This is a genomic window from Staphylococcus caledonicus (genome assembly GCF_016238465.1).
Classification (GTDB): Bacteria; Bacillota; Bacilli; order Staphylococcales; family Staphylococcaceae; genus Staphylococcus; species Staphylococcus caledonicus.
Genome location: NZ_JABTXV010000002.1, coordinates 390,505 through 413,159, shown reverse-complemented (window position 1 = coordinate 413,159; position 22,655 = coordinate 390,505). Strand labels below are relative to the sequence as shown.

Genomic DNA, 22,655 nt, shown 5'->3' with positions numbered 1-22,655 from the left:
AAACGGTGTCCCAACCTCGTCAGTTTTACGACCTATTTTCAAACGTTATTCAGATTCAGAATCTTTTATTTTTGTATTTGTATTAAGTGCTTTTTCTAAGACTTCGATATTTTTATCCATTAATTTTTGATAGCTTAGGCTATCATCTTTCATTTGGTCTTTACTTAGTGATTCCATATTATAGAATTTCAATGCTTCAGCATCAGTATCTTTTCTAAGTGTTTCAGTTACTTTGTTAGAGACGTTATCTTCATATAATATGTATTTAACGTTGTTCTCTTTAATTTCTTTAACTAATTGTGTTAATTCTTTTTGAGATGGGTCTTCCGCATTCATATTTTGAATACCTTTTTGAACAAAGCCATAACGATCAGCTAAATAACCTAATGATTCATGGGAAATAAATACTGCATTACCTTGTTTGTCTTTAGTAATATCTTTCATTTTAGAATCAATGTTATTTAAGTCTTTTACTAATTTTTTATAATTTTTTTCATAGTCTGCTTTATGGTCAGGGTCTTTTTTAACTAATTGATTTTTAATTTCTTTAGCGAATACTTCATCTTTTTTAGGGTCTAACCATACATGAGGGTCGTAAGCACCGTGATGATGATGTTCATGTTCTTCGTCATGTTCATGGTCTTCACCATGTTCGTGTTCTTCACCATGCTCGTGTTCTTCACCATGTTCATGGTGGTTAGCTAATAAATCTGATTTGTCTAAGCCTTTTTGAAGAGATAACTTGTTGTCATCTTTTTTTATAGTTGATGCTACTTTTTTAGCAACTGGGTCTAAGTCATCACCTGTATAGATGAATAAATCTGATTTATTGGCTTTTAACATGTCCTTTTGAGTAGGTTCATAATCATGCAAGTCTGTGCCCGCAGGATACATAGAAGATACATTAACATGTTTGCCCCCGATTTGTTCAGCAAATGATTGTAATGGATAAACAGTTGTTATGATGTTTATCTTACCGTCTTTTTTACTTTCACCTTGTTTATCACTATCTTGTTTTCCACAAGCCACAAGGCTAAGTACTAAGACAGCAACTAAAGCTACTATACCTATAATTCTTTTCATAATGCCCCTCCTAAATAGTAATGATTACGATTAAAAATTATAACCTTAACTTTTTAAAAATACAAGACTATATTTAGAAATTAATTTAAATGAGTACAATATTAAACGTGTAACAACAAATTCTGTTAGCTCTTTAACCAATAAAAATACTCCCTCTATAGTTCCACCTTATAAGTGAATACTACGAGGGAGTATATACGTATTAATTAAATTATAAATGCTTTTTCCAACCTTTAACGGTATATGGATCTTCAACCTTTTTCCCATTGATAAAAACAGTAGGTACAGATTTAATATGATTCTCTTTAGTTAGCTTTTTCTGTTGCTCTGCTTTTTTCCATGAGTCGCTATCTTTTGTTTTATACTCTTTTTTGATTTTAGCTTTTTGTTGTGCTGAAATATCTAATTTATCAATTTCTTTATCAAGAAAGGTTTCAGTTAACCATTTTTTATCTTCATCTTGCTGTTGTGCAAAAATATGATGTTGAAAAGTTAAATATTCTTTTGGCGCAATTTTTTGTACAGCGTTGCCTGCTCTAGACCCTACTATTGAATCCTTAGCTAAAAAGCCGGCATTGATAAATTCATATTCTACTTTATTTGTATCAATATAGTCTTCTTTAATCGTAGGCATGACTTTATCTTCAACTTTCTTACAATAAGGACATTTAAAATCGCCATATTCAACGATTAAAATCTTATCATTTTTAGTTTTAGTCGGCTTTTTCTCTTCTTTATTCTTTGAACAAGCGCCGATAATGATTAAAAGAACCGCCAATATGCTTATCATTAAAACTATTCTTTTCATAGGTGCTCCTTTAGGGATTATGTATTAATTCATATTTTCTTCTTTATAATCAGCATCATGCGTACCTATATACTTTTTAGTATCAAAGTTTTCTAGATAGTGTGCTTTTTTCCCATTAAATTGATACATATAGTAATGAACTTCTTCATTGTTACTTAATGGCTTGTATGCGAGTACTACATATTTTCCATCTTCATAAACATAGATGTTCGCTTCTTTTTTATCAAAATGCTTCACAACATCGCCTTTTTCATTTTTGGCCATTTGTTCTTGCTTTTGATCTTGTAATTTAACTGCTTTATCTAACTTATCTGTATATTTATCATTTCCGCAGCCTGCCACTAACATCATACAGACGCTTAGCGCTACAATTAATCTTTTCATACATTCACTCCTAATGCTCAATTCGGTATATCACTTTAATTATACTTCTATTGCAAGTACTATCATACAATGCTTTTACGATATGCGCTAGGTCATTAAACATCAAATTTTTAATAGTTAAATAACGTATTCTTTTACAAACAGTTTTTACCTACTACTAAAGTATTACTCAATATACTAACTAAATATGTGTAATAACCTGGCTAGTTTGATAAAATAAATAAAAATTCTTATAAATGACAGAGGAGTAGATTATCATGAAATTCGAGACTTTAACCCCGGAGGAATTTGAGAAATTTACAACTGAAAATTTCTCGCATTATACACAGTCCCGTATACATTATGAAAATAGAAATAAAATGAGAAACGATGTACACGTGGTCGGTGTTAAAGATGACAACGGGAACGTGATTGCCGGAACTTTAATGACCGAAGCGCGCGCATTGAAGTTCTTTAAATATTTTTACACTCATCGTGGACCAGTAATGGATTATAGTAATATTGAATTGGTTCACTTTTTCTTTAAGTCACTAACAGCTTACTTAAAGAAACAAAACTGTTTATATATCCTAGTAGACCCATATATATTAGAAAATTTACGTAATGCAGACGGAGAAATTCTCGAAAGTTACGATAACCGTGCAGTTATCAAAACGTTAGAAGATTTAGGTTATAAACATCAAGGTTGGTCAGTTGGTTATAGTACGATGAGTCAAATCCGTTGGTTATCTGTACTTGATCTTAAAGATAAAACAGAAGACCAATTAATGAAAGAAATGGATTATCAAACACGTCGTAACATTAAAAAGACATATGAGATGGGCGTAAAGGTAAGAACTTTACCAATCGAGGAAACAGATACATTCTTCGAATTATTCCAGATGGCAGAAGAAAAACATGGCTTCAAATTTAGAGATAAACCTTACTTCTATGATATGCAAAAAACATATGAAGACCATGCTATGTTAAAACTAGCCTACATCGACTTAAATGAATATTTATCAACGCTTCAACAAAAACAAGACGATTTAGCACAACAATTAGCTGAAGTCGATGAAGCGTTAAAAGAAAGCCCTAACTCTAAGAAAAATAAAAATAAACGCACTCAAGTTCAACAACAATTTGATAGTAATGAGCGTAAGTTGAACCAAACAAAAGACAAGATTGCTGCAGAAGGCGAAATCTTAAACTTAGCGGCTGCACTTTATCTTTATAATGACCATGAAGTTTATTATCTATCCAGTGGTTCCAATCCTAAATATAATGAATATATGGGCGCATATCGACTACAATGGGATATGATTAAATTTGCTAAAGAACATAACATTGACCGTTACAACTTTTATGGTATTACAGGCGACTTTAGTGAAGATGCTGAAGATTATGGTGTACAACAGTTTAAAAAAGGCTTTAACGCTAATGTCTACGAATATGTTGGCGACTTTATCATACCTATTAAACCATTCGCTTATCAAGTTAAACAATTACTAGAACGTAGATAACAGATAATCTAACCTACTTAATTATTACAAAATAAATATAAGACCAAGACATAAACATCTCGGATTAAAGAGAAAATGGTAACTTCTATCTTGTTTCAATAGAAGTTACCATTTTTTATTTTATATACTTTAGTGTCTCTTGGTCTTTATTAAATTATATGAAGTGTCATATTTTTAATTATTTTAATGTAACTTCACATATAACCAACGAAGTATTTTTGGCGGAGACTCCCGAGGGAATAGGATGAGTGTCGAGACCGTGGCTCGACTTGGCAGTAATTGTCTGAAATGAAGCCACGTTCGAGCCTCACTTTCTTCATTTCTAGTTAACCTTGCCGGGGCGGGACGACGAAATCTTCGAAATTGCATTAGATTTCTGTCGCCGCTCCCCCCTAGGAAAATGCGAGCCAAATAATACGAAGTATTGATAAAAGAGAAGCGTAGAGGTAATTCAATCATGAATCACCTCTACGCTTAAATCTAAGATTTATAACCTAAACACTTTAACTATTCTTTGTTTATATTATTCATTAATAACGTTAAGGAAACGACGTAATTCCTCAGTTTTTGGATGATTAAACATCTCTTCTGGTGAACCTTGTTCGCCAATTAATCCTTCATGAATAAAGACGACTTTGTTAGACACTTGTTGAGCGAAACGCATTTCATGCGTAACAATCACCATTGTCATCCCTTCATCAGCTAATTCTTTAATAACCTTTAATACATCTTTAACCAGTTCAGGGTCTAACGCAGATGTAGGTTCATCGAATAACATCACCTTAGGATTCATTGCTAATGCTCTAGCAATGGCTACACGTTGTTGTTGTCCACCAGATAAAGCATGAGGGCGTTGGTCTTTTACACTTGTTAATCCAACTTTTTCTAATAAGCTTAACGCTCTTTCTCTTGCTTCAGCTTTATTCATCTTCTTAACTGTGACTAACCCTTCCATCACATTTTCCAAAGCGGATTTATGCGGGAAAAGGTTATAACTTTGAAAGACCATACCAGATTGTTTACGTACATTAATCTGAGACTTTTTGTTGTCAGCTGTATAACTTTCACCATTTACAGTCACATTACCTTTAGTAGGAATTTCGAGTGCATTAATCATACGTAGCAATGTTGTTTTACCAGAGCCAGATCGACCGACAAGCGTCACGACTTCCCCTTTTTCAACATTTAAATCAATGCCTTTAATGACTTCTTTATCATTGAATGATTTATGGATACCACTTAATTCAATCATGAGTTATACCCTCTTTCAATATATGATTCATAGAAGCTTTGTAGGACTGAAATGATGAAACATATTACCCAATACATAACTGCTACAAGAATATAAATTGTGAAATATTCATATGTAGTAGATGCTACTTCTTGAGCTTTACGGAACATTTCTGCCACTAAGATAAATCCTAATAAAGATGTATCTTTGATTAAACCTAAGAATGTATTACCTAAAGCTGGAATCGAAACTCTAATTGCTTGAGGTAAAATAATTCGTTGGATAGTTTGACGATAGTTCATTCCAATTGAATAAGCCGCTTCAGTTTGACCTTTAGGAATTGAAATAATACCACCACGGATAATCTCTGAAGCGTAGGCGCCGACATTCAGAGATAAACCAATAATTGCTGAAAGCACTGATGAGAGCGTCCATTGTTCATCGGCATTACCAGTCATCAATCGACCTAATTCCGGAATACCATAGAAGATAATAAACAATTGAACAATCATTGGTGTCCCACGAATAATTGAGACATAAACACGTGCGATACCTTTTAAAATTTTACTTGTAGAAATGCGCATTAACGCTGTAAATAAAGCAATAATTAATCCTAAGATAAATGTAACGATAGTAATTGGAATTGAGTATTTAACTAACCCTTCCAACATTGGCCCGAATGCTTGGCTTGCCGCGTCAAGTGCATGTTGTTGTTCACTATTTAGGCTCAGAAACATTTTCACCAAACCATTTCTTACCGATTTTAGCTAATTCGCCATTTTCTTTAAGTTTTTTAATACCATCATTAAAATCAGAAACTACTTTTTTGTCTACATCTTTATTGAATGTAAATGCTGATTTATTTTGTTCCGCATTACCTTCAATTGATTTAATTTTAGCGTTAGGTTTTTGTTTTTTATAATCTAAATAAGATAAGCTATCGTTGAATGTGCCATCAACACGGTTAGATAATAATAAGTCCATAGATTGGTTGAAACCATCTACTTTAGTAATATCTGCGCCTTTATCTTTCGCTAATTGACCATAGTTAGACGTAAATGTTTGTGCCATTTTTTTGCCTTTTACGTCATCAAATGATTTAATGTCTTTTTCATTTTCACGTACTACTAATACTGCACTTGAATAAGTATAAGGATCAGAGAATTTATATTTTCTTTCTCTATCTTTATTAATACCTACTTGGTTAGCGATTACGTCGAAACGTTTTGCGTCTAAACCTGCGAACATTGAATCCCATGATGTTTCATTGAATTTAAGTTTGTAGCCTTCTTCTTTAGCTACTGCTTTAATAACATCAATGTCGTAACCAGTTAATTTGTCTTGTTTGTCATGATAAGTGAATGGTGCATATGTACCTTCAGTACCTACTTTTAATGTTTTGTTGTCGCTACTGCTTGATTTAGAATCACTATTTTTATCAGATGAGCCCCCGTTACCACAAGCAGCTAATACAAAGATAAGTGCTAAAGCAACAAATAAAAGTCTTTTCATCTATCTTTACCTCCATATTCCTATTAGATTAGTCAGAATAAATTAATTCTAATCTCATAGGTAGGAATAGTCAATATTATTTTACATCTTTCTAAGTGTTCAGAATGTTTGGATATTACATAAATAAACGTCCACATCATGCATTTCATTTACTATAATGAACTACATTAGTGGACGTTTCTAATCATCTACTGTGAACTTTTCTGAGATTCAGCTTTAATTTTCTTTTTACTTTTTATGAAAAATGTCAGCAATAAACTGATTACTGTAATGGCTACGGCAAACAAGAAACCTGAATGATAGCCATGTAACATAGCATCAATTTGAATTTGACCAGCCATTTCTTTCTTATTCATACCTTGATAGTCACTCATCGTAGGTTGAAAATTCTTACTGGCAACACTCAAGATAGTAATTAATCCAGCCGTACCAATTGAACCTGAGATTTGTTGAATGGTATTCGTCATTGATGAACCATGCGCATTTAATTCTGGTGTTAGTTGATTCATCGTATGGGTCATAATAGGCATTAAACCAAGTGCGATACCAATCATACGAATCGCATATACGACTGCTAGCACTACTACAGAAGTATGTTCATCCATAATCACAAAGTAAGAAGTTGTAACAATCACGATTAACATACCAAGAATGGCAAGTACTTTAGCACCAAATTTTTCATATAACCAGCCTGAGATAAAGGACATAATCGCCATAACAATAGCCCCTGGTAATAAGATTAATCCTGAATCAACCGGCGTACGTTCTAATAAGTTTTGAACGAACATCGGTAACACCGTTTCAGAACCAATCATTGAAATCATTGTCGCGGCCATAATCGCTAAACCTACTGCGAACTCTTTATTTTTAAAGACTTTAAAACTTAGTAATGGTATTTCAAGACGTTCTTGTCTCCAAATAAATAGGACTACTAAGATAATGCCACCGATAATAGTTGTAAGTACGACCGGATCATCCCAACCGTCACTAGAAATTGAACTTACGCCGTATAGTAGACCACCGAAACCTAGTATAGATAACATAATTGATATCATATCAATCGGTGTTTTCACTTTAGTTCCTACGTTTTTAATAATTTTAAGAGCGATAATAAATGTAATCGCTGAAATTGGGGCTACGACGTGGAACAACGATCTCCAGTTTAAATATTCTACTAAATAGCCAGATAATGTTGGGCCAATTGCTGGCGCTAATCCAATCACTAATCCAAACATTCCCATATATTTACCACGTTCATGTGGCTTAAATATATCAAGAATTGTCGTCATCATTAATGGCATCATAATTCCTGATCCTAAGGCTTGTATAATACGTGCAATTAATAGCGTAGTGAAATTCGGACTAAATCCTCCTAATAATGTACCTAACAAGAAGATAATGATACCTGTTAGAAAGACTTGTCTTGTTGTGTAACGTTGAATAATAAAGGCTGATAGCGGAACTACTACCCCATTGGTTAATAAGAATGCCGTCGTTAACCATTGAACTTGTGAATATTCGATGTTAAAGTCTTTCATTATTCTAGGTAAGGCCGTCGTTAATAATGTTTCATTTAATAAGCCGAAGAACCCTCCGAGTAACATCGTAAAAATCATGGCTAACTTTCTTCTATGAGACATGCGTGAACCTCCAATCTAATTTGTATCGAAATATATTTGACCATTATACAGATTTCAAATCATATTGCATTAAATATGTTTATATTATAAATCGTAATAATTCCTATTTACATTTTTACTATTTCCCTTTATACTTTTTGAAAAGGAGGAATCAAATATGAAACAAGATGTACAAACAGCACGTCGCAATTTGAACAGTCCCAATATTAAAACACGTAAGCGCGCGCTAAAAATTATTAAACAACATAAACGTAATCGTAAATCAGCATAGTATACCCTTTTCTTCCATAAATAACTCCTATTACAGAATAAGAGCGAGAGGACTTAATCTATTGTACATACAAAAGTTTCGTTCCCTCGCTCTATCCATTTAAACGTCTTCTTATTTAATTAATAATTAATTATAAATAGTAATGATCAGTTACATTTAAGTGCTCATCTAGTTCATAAATGAGTGGCGCACCTGTTTTAATTTCATAACCGACAATATCTTCATCTGAGACATTATCTAAATACTTAATTAATGCACGAATTGAATTACCGTGAGCAGCCACTAACACTGTTTCTCCGTCTAATAAGTGTTGTGAAATTTTATCTGTCCAAATAGGAACCACACGTTCTAAAGTTGTTTTTAGACTTTCTGAATATGGCATCATGCGATGATCTAAGTAACGATAACGGCGATCTTTTAAGTAAGATTCACGTTGTTCTTCAGTTTGTGCTGGAGGTTTCACATCATAAGAACGACGCCATTGATGTACTTGTTCTTCGCCAAACTCTTTACGTGCTTCATCTTTATTAAGACCTTGCAATTTACCATAGTGACGTTCGTTTAGACGCCAACTTTTATGCACTGGAATCCATTCTTGATCTGATTCTGCTAAAAGATATTGTGTCGTTTCTAATGCTCTTGTTAATAATGAAGTAAAAGCAACGTCAATTTCAATTCCACTTTCTTTTAACTTACGACCAGACGTAATAGCTTCATTTCTACCTTGTTCAGATAATTGGACATCTTCCCAACCAGTAAATAGGTTTTTAGCGTTCCATTCGCTTTGTCCATGACGACATAAAATTAATTTTGGCATATAAGACACCTTCCTGTACGTTAGTTTAGGGAGTGTTGCTTAACTTTTTAATGCATTACCCACTAAACTTATCTTTTTTAAATATCGTTGTGCTAAGAAACTGAATACTTTTTCTATTTATTAATTTTATTATAAAACTATTTCAGTTATTTTCATAATAATGCCGTTTATTCATCTTCTTGGAATATATGTCTTACTTTTGTCATGTTTGTTATGTGTGCTTTATTTCTGAAATCTACTTTTGATTTGGTGGTAACCTATGACATCTTTTGTGGTGTTATAGTGGATTTACCGTAATCGATCGCAAAGTTTGTGGGAGTACTAATTTTCCAGAAAAATTAATCAAACCAATAACTAAAGGAGAATTTTATTTATGAAGAAATCAATATTTGCTTTAATGACAATGGTATCTTTAGGTGCCGCAGGTTTAGAATCAGGACAAGCTCATGCGAGTGAAGCAACACCTAATCAATATAATCAACAATCAAATGTAACGACGACTAATACTGCTTCAAGTGATAGTACATCTTCTGTCTATCAACGTTTTATCGCAGCTGGTGGGACTCAAGAACTTTGGGAAAAGGTAGTCTTACCTGAATCAAGTGGTAATCCAAATGCCTCAAATGGTCAATATCACGGTTTAGGCCAAACGAACCAATCATGGGGCTATGGTTCAGTAGAAACACAAACTAAAGGTATGGTCCAATACGCTAAAGAACGCTATGGTTCAATCGAAGCAACGATTAGCTTTAGAGAATCTAATGGCTGGTGGTAAGCGAATAGACACATTGACTAGACATGAACAAAGTACAATTTCAGTCAATACTACACAAAAGAGGCTAGAACATTTCGTATCGCAAAATGTTCTAGCCTCTTTGTTTATTCTAGTCTGTAATCTATTATTCCAATAAATTCATTCTACTATTTAGTCTCTGAATTAACTAATGTGTCCGGTTCTGGATGTACATACACTGATGAAATACCTTTACTATGTAAATGTTCTTCTACTTTATCGCAAATTTCATGAGCTTGTTGTAATGATAAACTAGCATCCACTACTATTGTGACATCTAAAAATATACTACTTCCATGATAACGGCCTTTAAGATTATTAACATCTTTAACTTCTTCGACCTCTAACACTTCATCACGATATTCTTCTAAATCTTTTTCATTAAACCCGTCACTAAGTGTAAATATAGATGTTCTGAAAATACCAAATCCTGTATAGATAATTAATAACCCTAATACAGTAGCTAAAATAACATCGACAATAGGTAAACCAAATTGCGTGAAGACCAAGCCAACTGCAGTACCAATACTTACTAAGCCATCTGATAAATTGTCCTTAGCTGCAGAATCTAATGAACTACTATTTGTTTTTTTAGCTAGACGATGATTGACGGCATATACACCAATCATCACGATACCACTAATTAAACTCACTACAATCGTAATAATATTAGGCGTATGATGTTCATTTGTCAGTATGTGGGGAGCATTTTCAATAACAACTTGTATACCCACAAACATAATAATAAATGACACTAATAACGTTGAAATATTCTCAGATTTCAAGTGACCATATGGATGGTTCTTATCGGCCGGTTTAATCGATATTTTAAGACCAACGATTACTGCAATAGAGACAATAATATCTGTCATATTATTTAACGCATCTGCTCTAACCGCAGCTGAATCATAAATAAAACCAGTAATATATTTAGATACAGAGAGAATAATATATACTACTAAACTTAAGTAAGCCCCTCTTTGAGCCAATTTAAGATTTTCACTTTGAGACATTCGGTTAACCACCTTAAACGCTTTAATATCAATAGTATGAACCATAAAAAATCTAATGACAACGTTTTTTAAATTCTATATTTTTTATATAAATAAGCTAATTAATTTTTTAGCAAAACCTAAATTTCTGAAAATTTGGCATAAAAAAAGAGCGGTCAGAAATCTTATAAATTACATTAGATTTCTGTTCCGCTCCCTAATCTCTTAAGATCCATTTTGATAATACGAATGTAATAGGAATAGTAACGATTAATCCTACAAATGGAGCAATTTCAGTTGGAAAATCAAACCATCTTACGAAGATATATAATAGAAATGTTTGCATTCCCATATTCACTACTTGGGTAATTGGAAAGCTTAAAAATTTCTTCAATGTCGGTTTTACTTTATAAACAAAATAACAATTTAAATAGTAAGAAATAATAAAGCTTACTAAAAAACCAATAATATGACTGAACATATAATTCACATTTAATAACTTCAATAAGATTAAATACACGATGTAGTAGTCTAGTGTATTAATCCCGCCCACTATGACGAATTTAATAATTTCATAGTGTGTTTGTGTTAACTTCATAATTAGGCTCCTTTGTAGTCTTTTTAAGGTCTTTTAATTAGTTTAATTTCTTCATATAAATAGAAAGTATTTGTATACTGAATGTGTTAACATTTCAAAATATATTATAATCACTATACGCTAAATTGCCTAGCTTAGATATGGAATTGTTTATGAATCAAATTCACAATTATTATTTAAGCAACCTCTTAAACTTCTATGCGTTATAATAATAATTAAGAATATCATGTCATTTTTTAAATTGCTTGAAAGCAAATAATAATGTCACACATTTTAATATCTTTAAAAAATTAAGGAGTGGCTATACATATGAATCTCAATCATATCGTTATCTCAACAGATTCATTTAAAGAGAGTATGTCAGCTAAACAAGCAGGATTAGCTATTCAACAAGGTTTCACTAATGTGTTCAAAGACACTGTCAGCTTTGACATTATACCTATGGCCGATGGTGGCGAAGGAACCACAGATGCCTTAAAGGAAGCACTTCATGCTCAATCACATACCGTAAAAGTTCATGATCCTTTATACCGTGAAATTAAAGCTAGTTATGCACGTTCACAAGATGATACGGTAGCTATTATTGAAATGGCAGCAGCTGCTGGTTTAGATTTAATTTCTAAAGAAGAACGCAACCCTTTAATAACCACAACTTACGGTGTAGGCGAGCTTATTTTAGATGCTCTCGATCATGGGGTATCAAAGATTATCCTTGGCATTGGCGGCAGTGCTACCAACGACGGCGGTAGTGGTATGTTAAGCGCGTTAGGCGTTAAATTTCTTGATGCTAATCATGTCCCGTTAAAACCAGGTGGAGAACCACTTGCCAGCCTAGCACACATTGATATTTCATCATTAGACAAACGCCTTAAAGACGTACACTTTGAAGTTGCTTGTGATGTGACTAATCCACTATTAGGTACGAATGGCGCAACAGCTGTTTATGGCCCTCAAAAAGGTGCAACTCAAAAGATGATACCAAAGTTGGATTCCGCTCTGACAAACTATCATGCTATGATAGAACAAGAACTTCATACACATGTAAAAGACATCCCTGGCGCTGGAGCTGCTGGAGGATTAGGTGCAGGTATTCTTGCTTTCTTTAATGCCTCACTATCTAAAGGGATTGATATCGTGCTACAGGAGACCCACTTTTCAGAAAGAGTGAAAGATGCCGATTTAGTTATTACCGGTGAAGGCAAGATGGATGCGCAAACAATCTATGGCAAGACGCCAATCGGAGTAGCTAAAGCTGCGAAAGCCTATCATATTCCAGTCATTGCCCTGTGTGGTAGCTTAGGTGAAGATTATCAAGCCGTTTATCAACATGGCATCGATAGTGTGTTTAGCATTATTGAACAACCTGAGGATATCGCTACGCTCTTGGATAATGGTGAGCGCAATTTAACACGCACTGCTGAAAATGTCGCAAGAGTACTTAAACAGTTAACTTAAACTATTAAATAGAAGAGGTGACTATCATGAAACGAACAGATAAGTATAAAGATTCATATAAATATGATGAACAATACCGCAAGCGGAATCGTCAAAGTAACGAGGAACGTTATCGTCAAGAACGCCGACACGATGAAGAAGCGTATCGCCGCAACGATGCCCGTTATCGTGATGAAGATCCAAGATATCGTGATGACGACTATGAGCGTGAAAGAGACCATCGCCGTGATGAATATGACCGTGATGGCAATCGCTATTACAATGAACGTGACTTTCGACGTGAACAACAATTGGAAGAAGAAAATGAGAAAAACAGAAAATCTAAAAAGTGGTTAATCGCTATTATTGCCATCTTAGTTATTATTCTAGCAGTGTTTGCGACGCGCGCTTTACTCAATCATAATAGTGATAGTAATGAACAAGCAACAGAGTCATCAAATGATAATAATGTATCGAAAAACTATCAAAAAGAAGTTGAAAATCAAAGCGACGATATTAAACAACAAGTTGAAAACGCTAAGAATGATATTAAAGACAAAGTCGATACAGACGGTCGCATTAAACAACTTCAAGATGAGATTAATAATTTAAAAAATAATGAGCAAAATGGCGAAGATTCAAAATTAACTAAGTTCTATCAAGAACAAGTGGATAAATTGAAAGAAGCCAATAATGCACAACAAAATAACGAAAATGAAAGTAAAGTAAATGATTTATTAAATGATGTAAATACAAAATTTGATGATATTAAAGAAAAACTCAATAATATCCTAAACAACTCAAACGATTCTTCATCTCAATAATCTTCATACTTTACAATGCCATACGCCTTCTAGTTGGATATAACATCTGGCTAAGGGCGTATTTTAATTTCCACTAAAGATAGGTTCCAACTTATTTTTTAAAATGTAAATTGCAAATACTATAAAAACCTATATAATATAGCCATAAAAACTTATATAATATAATTGTATACACTTTAAGGAGAACAATTATGCAAAATACACAAAACACCAAATTGCCCTTACTTTTATTAATCGTTTTAGGTGTCATGACAGCATTCGGACCGATGATTATTGATATGTATTTGCCGGCATTGCCAGAAGTACAACATCAATTTAAATCATCAACTTCAGAAATACAACTCACCCTCTCATTTGCGATGATCGGTTTAGCGCTAGGCCAATTTTTATTTGGTCCATTGTCAGATGCGTTTGGCCGTAAAAAGATGGCTTTAATTATATTAAGCGTCTTTTTCTTAGCTTCTGTATGTGCAATCTTTGTCACAAGCTTAAGTTTATTTCTAGTTATTCGTTTTATTCAAGGTTTAACTGCAGGCGGTATTATTGTGATGGCTAAAGCCTTTGCCGGAGACAGATATGAAGGCGACGTATTGGCAAAATTTCTTGCCTCGCTTATGGTCGTGAACGGCATTGTAACTATTATTATGCCATTACTCGGTGGTGCCTCACTGACATTAGGTTCATGGAGAATTATCTTCATTATCTTAACTATCATTAGTATTTTAGTTATTTGTGGCGTAGCTTTCAATATGCCGAAAACAACTAAAGCCGAACATACAACGTTAAACTTTAAAGCTATATTTAAAGACTTCGGTAGTTTATTGAAAAAGCCACGTTTTATTATACCGATGTTATTACAAGGTTTGACTTACGTCATGTTATTCAGCTTTTCATCTGCGTCACCTTTCATTACGCAAAAGGTTTACAGTATGACGCCACAACAATATAGTGTGATGATTGCCGTCAACGGTATTGGATTAATTGTCGTTAGTCAAATCGTTGCATTACTTGTAGAATACATTAATCGCTTCAAATTACTTATTTATTTAACATTAATTCAAGTACTCGGCGTTATTTTAATCGTCATCACCTTAGCTACACATGGACCACTATGGATCTTGCTTATCGCTTTCTTCTTAAACGTTTGTCCAGTAACGTCAATTGGCCCACTCGGTTTCTCAATGGCTATGGAAGAACGTACAGGTGGAAGCGGAAATGCTTCAAGTTTATTAGGATTATTCCAATTCATGCTTGGAGGTATTATTTCACCATTAGTCGGTCTCAAAGGTCAATACGATGCAACGCCATATATGATTGTCATTATATTAACAGCGATTATCTTAATTACACTTCAAGTAATTTACTTTAGTAATCACCGTAACCCAGCTTAAATTACATTTCAGACATACCTTTTAAGAGAACCAACATGGGATAGTTTAATATTCCGTGTTGGTTCTTTTTTATAATTTTTATATAAAGTTTTAACAAATATATGACATTTTCAACATTCGTAATTGAAAATCATTATTATTTAGTATACTTGAATTGAAATAAGGGAGGAATAATTATGATTACAAAACAATCCATCGTTGCAGATATTGTAACTGACCACCCACTCAGTTCAGATATCTTCAGACAATATGGCATAGACTTCTGTTGTGGAGGCAACATTTCCATTGAAGAGGCCGTTAAGAATAAAAAAGTAGATGCTGAGACACTAATCGATAAAATTAACGCTTTACCTCAACAACAAGCTGGTAATATTAACGTTAAATATCTCGACGTACCATCATTAATTCAATATATCCAATCACGTTATCATCAAACGATGCGTGAAGAATTTTCAAATCTTTCTCCATACGTAACTAAAGTCGCTAAAGTCCATGGTGGCAACCATCCATTTTTACTTCAACTACAAGATTTATACCGACAATATAGAGACGGCATGTTAGAACATATGGCTCAAGAAGATGACCAAGATTTCCCTCAATTAATTAAAATCTCTAAAGGTGAACATGTAGATAATGCTGATAGTATTATTCAAAGTTTAGTAGATGATCATACGCATACTGGAGAATTACTTGAAGAAATGCGACGTTTGACGAACGACTATCAACCACCTGCTGAAGCTTGCCAAACTTGGAGACTAGTTTATCAAAGACTTGAGAATTTAGAACGTGAAACACATGAACACGTTCATCTCGAAAACCATGTATTATTTAACAAATTTTAACAGACATAGAGGTGTTCAATATGGCGAAAAAAATAGCTGGCCATACTTTTCTAGCTCAATTAGGTAAAAAACGCTTACGACCTGGAGGCATAGTCGCTACAAATTGGCTCATCGATAAAGGGCATTTTTCAAAAGAAAAACGTGTATTAGAAGTTGGCTGTAATATGTGTACGACTTCTATTGAACTAGTTCAAAAATTCCAATGTCATATAGAAGGCGTCGACCTTAATAAAGCTGCTTTGGAAAAGGGACAACAAAATATTTCTAAACATCAATTAGAGGATTACATCCATTTAACACAAGCAAATGCTGCATCCTTACCTTTCAAAGACAATAGCTTTGATATTATCTTAAATGAGGCCATGCTGACAATGTTACCATTATCAGTTAAGGAAAAGGTGCTTCAAGAATATTCACGTGTACTCAAACCAAATGGCGTGTTGTTAACGCATGATATTGCTATTGTGAATCGAGAACAGGAACAACTTGTCGTTAGCGAGTTAAGTGAGGCCATAAACGTTAAGGTGACCCCACTCAAACCTGAACATTGGTATCAACTTTATCAAGACGCAGGCTTTTCTAACATTCAATCTCACATGGGACCATTATCATTAATGACACCACGTGGTATGATTCGCGATGAAGGACTGTTAGGCACATTAAATATTATTAAAAATGCCCTTAAACCATCTAATCGTCCAATGTTTGTAAATATGTTCAAGACAATGCGCACACATAAAGATGACATGAACTATATCGTCCATGCCGTAAGAAAACAATAAATCGTTATAAAAATGAGGCTGAGCTATTAAGATAGAAATAGCTTAGCCCCTTTTCTTTGGCTCTAATAACTTTTTAAAATATTTCCTGGTAAATAATGTTCAAAATAATATACGAGATTGCGTTCAAGGTATATAATAAATTTACTTTAACTAGACCGTACACAACGCTTTATATGGGTACGAAGGAGAACGCGTAATGAAGAAAACAATCTTACCTATTAAACCGATAAGTCAATTATTTCCAATCCCGATGATAATGGGGTGCGAAGGTGTCTCAGCAGCAATGTTATTACAATATAATCAACACAATATTCGTGCCACTGATATTATGAAATACTGGCCGACACATCCTAATAATCCCTACAAAGGATATGTAGGACATCATCTACTTATTAAATTAGGATATCATCAAACGATATTTCCAGATGCCTACGTGCCCTATTTAAAAACGATTGATGAGCGTTTCGTCGATGGCACAGGTACTGACTTAAAAGATTTAGAAACAGTCATTGATGCAGGTCAGCCTGTTATCATGTATCACACAAGTTTAGGACGCAAGCCATTTCATAGAAAGTTTAAATTCGATAACGGTGCGATGCGACTTGTTTCTAATATTCATGTCACATTATTAATCGGCTATGATGATGACTATTATTATTATATTGACCCATTATGGAGCCACTTTTTCAAAAAAATTATCCTACCCGCCATCGTGCCAAATCATTTTCAATTGATTAAAATCAAAAAAGAAAAGTTAGAACGTAGTTTTAATGCTCCTGGCAAAAAATGTATCTACTTACAACCTTAATTTGAGAAAACCAGAAATCTAATATATTTTAAAAGATTTCTGGCCTTCTCGTTACTATTAAATATCTATTTCCATTAAAGCATGATTCATTTCTTGCTCGATATTAGACGTTCGCCACTGACGTTGATAACCAAGACACGGGCATAAATATGTCGTGTTCTGTTCAACAAGTGACTTACGAAAATGAACGTGCCCCATAATACTGTATTTGATTGGAAACCTTGCATATAAATCATCAAATTCTCTAGTGCCTATAAACGCATTGAAAAAATCAAAGATACGATGTGGTGTTGGCACTACAAATTGAGGATGCGTAACAATATGCGTCATTAAGATTACTTGTCTGTTACCCACTTGTTCTAAATCATGTCTCGTCTGTTGCGCAGCTACTTTAGACCATGTTCTATCATCCATTTGCCAATCTATTTTCACCTTATCTTGCCATGTCGCACCATAAAATTTACCACGCGCTATACGTTCCATATCAAACTTGTCATCGGCATAACTATAATCATACCAAGCTGTATGACCTACAATTGCCCACTCGTCATTAATTATATAGGGCTTGCCAATTAAACACTCCGGCTTACTCACGTAAAAATCATATATTTCCGTTGATGTAGGCATATTCTCGTCCGTCCAATAATCATGATTTCCAGGCACAAAGAATATAGGAATAGCGCAGCGTTCTTTTAAATCTACAATAAATTGATAACTTCGTTGAAAATGATTAGACATATCGCCAGCGATTAACAATAAATCTATGCGTCTTTGTTTTACAACATGTGTCAAAGCCTCAAGATATGTCTCCGCTTCAAGTTTAGGATGACGATCAATATGTAAATCTGCTATGGTTCCAATTTTCATGACACTATCCCTCTCCACTATTTAAGCTTTAGAATTTAATAATTATGTCATAGTTATCATATATTATAAATTATTCTGTTTCTTAAATTTTCAGAAATTTTTTTGTATTTCCACAAATTAAGAGTATAATAAAAATAACTTTTAGCAAAGTTACATTTTTTGTAAACAATTAAAATTGCAAATCTAAAAAAACTGAATACTTCAACACCTAGACATTTTTAACTTAGCTGATTTATAAATAATCCATTTCTTTGTTGAAAGTGAGTATTAGATTACTATTAAAAGAAAGCGTTTACAATACTAAAGCGTCAAATTATAAGCGTGCTTTCTAAGGAGGAAGTATATGGCTAGACAGTTAGAGAGAGAGTTAAACAACAGACACATCCAATTAATCTCAATTGGGGGCGCGATTGGAACAGGTTTATTCTTAGGTTCAGGTCAAACCATTGCTTTAACAGGACCTTCACTTCTACTTACATACATGATTATTGGTATGGTGCTTTTTGCTTTTATGAGAGCACTAGGGGAATTATTACTTAGTAATACACGATTCAATTCATTTGTGGATATTGCCAATGAATATATAGGACCTTTTGGAGGATTCGTGATTGGCTGGACTTACTGGCTTTCTTGGATTTTTTCAAGTATGTCGGATTTAACCGCAATGGGACAATATTTTAGTTTTTGGTTCCCACAAGTTCCACACTGGATTACCGTGCTTTTTATCGTACTCATGCTTATTTCATTTAATATGTTAGGTGCTAAATTATTTGGGGAGTTAGAATTTTGGTTCTCAATCATTAAAATCATCACGATTATCGCAATGATTATCGTCGGTCTTGTTATGATATTCTTCTCATTTAAAACATCATATGGACATGCCTCATTTGGTAACCTAGTTAACCATGGTGGTATCTTCCCAAATGGTCCATTTGGTTTCTTGATGGCTTTCCAAATTGCAGTTTATTCATTTATAGGAATTGAATTAATTGGGGTTACTGCTGGAGAAACAAAAGATCCAAGAACAGTTATCCCTAAAGCAATCAACAATGTACCGATACGTATTCTATTATTCTACGTGGGTGGTTTACTTGTTATTATGTCAGTTATCCCATGGAATAAAATTGACTCAAACAGCAGTCCATTTGTAACAATGTTCAGTTTAATTGGCTTACCTTTCGCAGCTGGATTAGTTAACTTTGTGGTACTTACAGCTGCCGCTTCAGCAACGAATAGTGGTATTTATTCAAACAGCCGTATTTTATTTGGTCTTTCAAAACAAGGGCTAGGCCCGAAAGTATTAAGTAAAACCAATAATAATAGCGTGCCATACCTATCATTATTTGTGTCATCTGGAACATTATTAGGCGCAGCCTTATTAAACTTTATTTTCCCAGATGCAATTCAATTATTTATATACGTTACAACATTATCTACCGTCCTATTCTTAGTCGTATGGGCAATGATAATTATTTCTTATATTATATATGTGCGTAAAAACCCTGAAGAACATCGTAAAAATAAATTCAAATTATTTGGCGGACAAGCCATGGCCTATGTCGTACTTGCCTTCTTCGCCTTTGTATTTATTCTCTTATTCTTCAGTGCAGATACACGAATGGCGATTTTCATTTCACCGATTTGGTTCATTTTCCTAATTCTTTTTTATAGAAAATATAAAACCAATGCCCAAGCTCTGGCTGAAAAGACACGTAGCCAAGGTCGTCATTCAATTAACTATTAATTTTCAAGAGGTCTCACAGCATTAACTGTTTTCAATATGAACAAACTATAATGCTTTACTCCTCTATTTATTAAAAGACTCTTAAATGATGTGATTCCTAGTCATTTAAGAGTTTTTTAGTATCTCATCCGTTCACAACAATTCTTCCAAGATAACTTAATTCGCCATTCCATATAAGCCTAAATAATAATAGTTTTATAAAATAGTACTCGTGTTTTGATAGCGCATTTCATATAATGGTAAAATAATAATGATTTTATTTTACAAAGGAGTTATTTATGGAACTATTAGAAGCATTTTTATTATTTATATTCGCAGTAATCATTAGTTCTATTATTTATAACAGGTTTCCCGTAATTCCTACTGCCTTTATTCAAATTGCATTAGGTGTTTGTCTATTTATTTTGCCTATCCCTATTCATTTTGAATTTGAGTCAGAAGTATTTATGATGGCAGTCATCGCCCCACTATTATTCGTTGAAGGAACGCACGTGTCTCGTACCAAACTTCTTGAATATCGTAAACCCGTTATTTTGATGGCAATGGGACTTGTCTTCACTACCGTCATCGGTGTTGGTTTCTTTATCCATTGGATTTGGCCTAACTTACCTATGCCAGCCGCGTTCGCTATCGCTGCGATACTCTGTCCAACAGATGCTGTAGCCGTGTCTGCGATTACTAAAGGTAAACTCTTACCTAAAGGATCGATGTCAATTTTAGAAGGTGAATCATTATTAAATGATGCAGCGGGTATCATTTCTTTTAAAATTGCTGTGACAGCACTTGTGACTGGTAGCTTTTCTGCATTTGACGCTATTGGACAATTTATCATTTCAACTATTTTAGGCATTTTAGTTGGAGCGATAATTGGTGCACTTGTGGTTAGTCTAAGAGTCTACCTTACTGCCAATAAAGGATTAAAAGATGGTAACACACTTACATTTATTCAATTATTAACACCCTTTGCGATTTACTTCGTCGCAGAAGAAGTTCACGCGTCAGGTATCATCGCTGTAGTTGTTGCAGGTTTAATTCACGGTTTAGAACGCGATCGACTAATACGTGCCCAAACTGAAATCCAAATGAACTACAATCAAATTTGGAACACGTTAAGCTATGCCTTAAACGGTTTCGTCTTCGTAGTGCTTGGTTACATCGTTCCAGAAGTATTTATGGAAATTGTAAGAGATGAACCTCAAAACATCCTATTTCTAGTTACTACCGCACTATTAATCGCCTTAGCAATTTATATCTTTAGATTTATCTGGGTATATCTATGGTTTAAAGATTTTTATTATCCGAAAAATATGCAATCTTACCTAGACGATGAAGAAGATACCGGCCCACCTAATCGTAAACATTATGCGTTTATCATGACGATGTGTGGTATTCACGGTACAATCTCGCTATCAATGGCACTAACCTTGCCATTTATGATGAATAATAACCAAGAATTTATTTATCGTAATGATTTATTATTTATTGCTTCGCTAATGGTATTAATTAGTTTAATCCTAGCTCAAATTGTATTACCTTTCATCACCCCTTCTGAACAAACGTCAGAATTTAAAGGGATGTCTTATCAAGCGGCTAAAATATTTATGGTTCAAAATGTCCTTGATGCATTTAAAAATAAAATGAAGGAAAATACTAATGTAGATTATCGTCCAATTCTTAACCAATACTTTAACGAATTATCATTCCTAATTAATATGGAACCTGATAATAAAAACACGAAAGAATTGCGACGTTTACAAGAACTTGCTGAAGATGAAGAAACCGAAACACTTGAACGCTTAATTCAAAAAGGACGTATCACTAAAAAAGACTTAACTGATTATCGTAACGTGATGGAATTCAGTCAGTCCTATCGTGAAATGTCACTATTGAAAAAGATAAGTCGTTTCTTCAGACTCCTCTTCTTACGTTTTAAAGCACGTAAAGATTCAAGAAAAGAAGCGCATCGCGTCCATAAAGAGGAACGTGCTTTAATTAAAGAAGAACATAATGCAACATCTCAACAGCATATTGATAGTGCAAAAGAAAGACGTGAAGAATATAAACAAGAGCGTGAAAAATTAAAAGAAACACGTAAAACGCAAAGAGAAGAATTTAAAAATAGCTTTAATAAAGTACAACAAATTATGCGTGTGGTTAATCACAATATTATTATGAAAATGCGTGATGAACAAAATAGTTCGAATGTGCTAGAAGTTAGTTTAATTATTAACCAATATCACAATCTCTCTCGTACGATTCGTCAAAATCAAACGAGAAAGCAACAAAGAGAACAGAATAAAGAAGTGTACGAGTTAACGACGCAACAAGAACA

General features: G+C 33.7%; 20 protein-coding genes and 2 pseudogenes. 11 read left to right on the top strand and 11 right to left on the bottom strand.

The features are described from left to right. Positions 1 to 48 precede the first annotated feature (48 nt). From HS848_RS08565 to HS848_RS08555, 3 genes and pseudogenes are all read right to left on the bottom strand, one after another. Positions 49 to 1,083 (bottom strand): annotated as a pseudogene (locus HS848_RS08565) (metal ABC transporter solute-binding protein, Zn/Mn family); the annotation flags it as partial. Between the two features lie 211 nt (positions 1,084 to 1,294). Beyond that, a complete protein-coding gene (locus tag HS848_RS08560) occupies positions 1,295 to 1,891 on the bottom strand; it encodes a thioredoxin domain-containing protein (protein ID WP_198612006.1) in 597 nt (198 codons plus the stop codon). A 24-nt stretch (positions 1,892 to 1,915) separates the two neighbouring features. Then, positions 1,916 to 2,275 carry a DUF4467 domain-containing protein gene (locus tag HS848_RS08555; RefSeq protein WP_198612005.1) on the bottom strand — a complete coding sequence of 120 codons (360 nt, stop codon included), beginning with the start codon at positions 2,273 to 2,275 and terminating at the stop codon, positions 1,916 to 1,918. A gap of 257 nt (positions 2,276 to 2,532) precedes the next feature. On the opposite strand from HS848_RS08555, the gene HS848_RS08550 reads away from it, so the two are divergent. Continuing rightward, on the top strand, positions 2,533 to 3,777 hold the full coding sequence (locus HS848_RS08550; RefSeq protein WP_198612004.1) for an aminoacyltransferase: 1,245 nt from the start codon (positions 2,533 to 2,535) through the stop codon (positions 3,775 to 3,777). Between the two features lie 523 nt (positions 3,778 to 4,300). Here HS848_RS08550 and HS848_RS08545 read toward each other — a convergent pair. The 4 genes from HS848_RS08545 to HS848_RS08530 all read right to left on the bottom strand — a co-directional run bounded on the left by HS848_RS08545 (position 4,301) and on the right by HS848_RS08530 (position 8,160). Then, on the bottom strand, positions 4,301 to 5,029 hold the full coding sequence (locus tag HS848_RS08545; protein WP_107506758.1) for an amino acid ABC transporter ATP-binding protein: 729 nt from the start codon (positions 5,027 to 5,029) through the stop codon (positions 4,301 to 4,303). Next, positions 5,026 to 5,745, bottom strand: coding sequence for an amino acid ABC transporter permease (locus HS848_RS08540; RefSeq protein WP_198612003.1), 720 nt, complete (start codon positions 5,743 to 5,745; stop codon positions 5,026 to 5,028). Before HS848_RS08540 ends, HS848_RS08545 begins: the two co-directional genes overlap by 4 nt. Further along, complete coding sequence (locus HS848_RS08535; RefSeq protein ID WP_107506760.1) at positions 5,726 to 6,520, bottom strand: transporter substrate-binding domain-containing protein; 795 nt, start codon at positions 6,518 to 6,520, stop codon at positions 5,726 to 5,728. The genes HS848_RS08540 and HS848_RS08535 overlap by 20 nt, the downstream gene beginning before the upstream one ends. Before the next feature lie 188 nt (positions 6,521 to 6,708). Then, on the bottom strand, positions 6,709 to 8,160 hold the full coding sequence (locus HS848_RS08530) for an MDR family MFS transporter (protein WP_198612002.1): 1,452 nt from the start codon (positions 8,158 to 8,160) through the stop codon (positions 6,709 to 6,711). A gap of 157 nt (positions 8,161 to 8,317) precedes the next feature. Between HS848_RS08530 and HS848_RS08525 the strand changes: the two genes are divergently transcribed. Then, positions 8,318 to 8,431 (top strand): putative metal homeostasis protein, encoded by a 114-nt coding sequence (locus HS848_RS08525; RefSeq protein WP_103165712.1) that lies wholly within the window; start codon positions 8,318 to 8,320, stop codon positions 8,429 to 8,431. A 130-nt stretch (positions 8,432 to 8,561) separates the two neighbouring features. On the opposite strand, the gene HS848_RS08520 is transcribed toward HS848_RS08525, so the two are convergent. Beyond that, entirely contained in the window at positions 8,562 to 9,248 is a 687-nt protein-coding gene (locus tag HS848_RS08520) for a 2,3-diphosphoglycerate-dependent phosphoglycerate mutase (RefSeq protein WP_198612001.1), read from the bottom strand. A gap of 373 nt (positions 9,249 to 9,621) precedes the next feature. On the opposite strand from HS848_RS08520, the gene HS848_RS08515 reads away from it, so the two are divergent. After that, positions 9,622 to 10,023 carry an aggregation-promoting factor C-terminal-like domain-containing protein gene (locus tag HS848_RS08515; RefSeq protein WP_198612000.1) on the top strand — a complete coding sequence of 134 codons (402 nt, stop codon included), beginning with the start codon at positions 9,622 to 9,624 and terminating at the stop codon, positions 10,021 to 10,023. Between the two features lie 146 nt (positions 10,024 to 10,169). On the opposite strand, the gene HS848_RS08510 is transcribed toward HS848_RS08515, so the two are convergent. After that, positions 10,170 to 11,054, bottom strand: coding sequence for a cation diffusion facilitator family transporter (locus tag HS848_RS08510; RefSeq protein WP_198611999.1), 885 nt, complete (start codon positions 11,052 to 11,054; stop codon positions 10,170 to 10,172). 196 nt (positions 11,055 to 11,250) lie between these two features. Continuing rightward, positions 11,251 to 11,631 carry a GtrA family protein gene (locus tag HS848_RS08505; protein WP_107506765.1) on the bottom strand — a complete coding sequence of 127 codons (381 nt, stop codon included), beginning with the start codon at positions 11,629 to 11,631 and terminating at the stop codon, positions 11,251 to 11,253. Positions 11,632 to 11,940: 309 nt separating this feature from the next. Here HS848_RS08505 and HS848_RS08500 point away from each other — a divergent pair, with 309 nt between their 5' ends. From HS848_RS08500 to HS848_RS08475, 6 genes are all read left to right on the top strand, one after another. Further along, positions 11,941 to 13,086, top strand: a complete 1,146-nt coding sequence (locus tag HS848_RS08500; RefSeq protein ID WP_198611998.1) for a glycerate kinase — start codon at positions 11,941 to 11,943, stop codon at positions 13,084 to 13,086. A 26-nt stretch (positions 13,087 to 13,112) separates the two neighbouring features. Beyond that, positions 13,113 to 13,889 carry a hypothetical protein gene (locus tag HS848_RS08495; RefSeq protein WP_198611997.1) on the top strand — a complete coding sequence of 259 codons (777 nt, stop codon included), beginning with the start codon at positions 13,113 to 13,115 and terminating at the stop codon, positions 13,887 to 13,889. A gap of 191 nt (positions 13,890 to 14,080) precedes the next feature. After that, entirely contained in the window at positions 14,081 to 15,280 is a 1,200-nt protein-coding gene (locus HS848_RS08490) for a multidrug effflux MFS transporter (protein ID WP_198611996.1), read from the top strand. Positions 15,281 to 15,456: 176 nt separating this feature from the next. Next, positions 15,457 to 16,122 carry an iron-sulfur cluster repair di-iron protein ScdA gene (scdA, locus tag HS848_RS08485; RefSeq protein WP_198611995.1) on the top strand — a complete coding sequence of 222 codons (666 nt, stop codon included), beginning with the start codon at positions 15,457 to 15,459 and terminating at the stop codon, positions 16,120 to 16,122. 20 nt (positions 16,123 to 16,142) lie between these two features. After that, positions 16,143 to 16,904 carry a class I SAM-dependent methyltransferase gene (locus tag HS848_RS08480; RefSeq protein WP_198611994.1) on the top strand — a complete coding sequence of 254 codons (762 nt, stop codon included), beginning with the start codon at positions 16,143 to 16,145 and terminating at the stop codon, positions 16,902 to 16,904. A gap of 196 nt (positions 16,905 to 17,100) precedes the next feature. Next, the gene (locus tag HS848_RS08475) at positions 17,101 to 17,712 is read left to right on the top strand and encodes a C39 family peptidase (RefSeq protein ID WP_198611993.1); all 612 of its coding nucleotides are present in this window, start codon (positions 17,101 to 17,103) and stop codon (positions 17,710 to 17,712) included. Between the two features lie 57 nt (positions 17,713 to 17,769). On the opposite strand, the gene HS848_RS08470 is transcribed toward HS848_RS08475, so the two are convergent. Next, positions 17,770 to 18,579, bottom strand: coding sequence for a metallophosphoesterase (locus HS848_RS08470; protein ID WP_198611992.1), 810 nt, complete (start codon positions 18,577 to 18,579; stop codon positions 17,770 to 17,772). Between the two features lie 343 nt (positions 18,580 to 18,922). Between HS848_RS08470 and HS848_RS08465 the strand changes: the two genes are divergently transcribed. Together HS848_RS08465 and HS848_RS08460 are read left to right on the top strand one after the other, a co-directional pair. Further along, a complete protein-coding gene (locus HS848_RS08465; protein WP_198611991.1) occupies positions 18,923 to 20,323 on the top strand; it encodes an amino acid permease in 1,401 nt (466 codons plus the stop codon). Positions 20,324 to 20,601: 278 nt separating this feature from the next. Next, positions 20,602 to 22,576: pseudogene (locus HS848_RS08460) on the top strand (cation:proton antiporter domain-containing protein); the annotation flags it as partial. Positions 22,577 to 22,655: the final 79 nt, after the last annotated feature.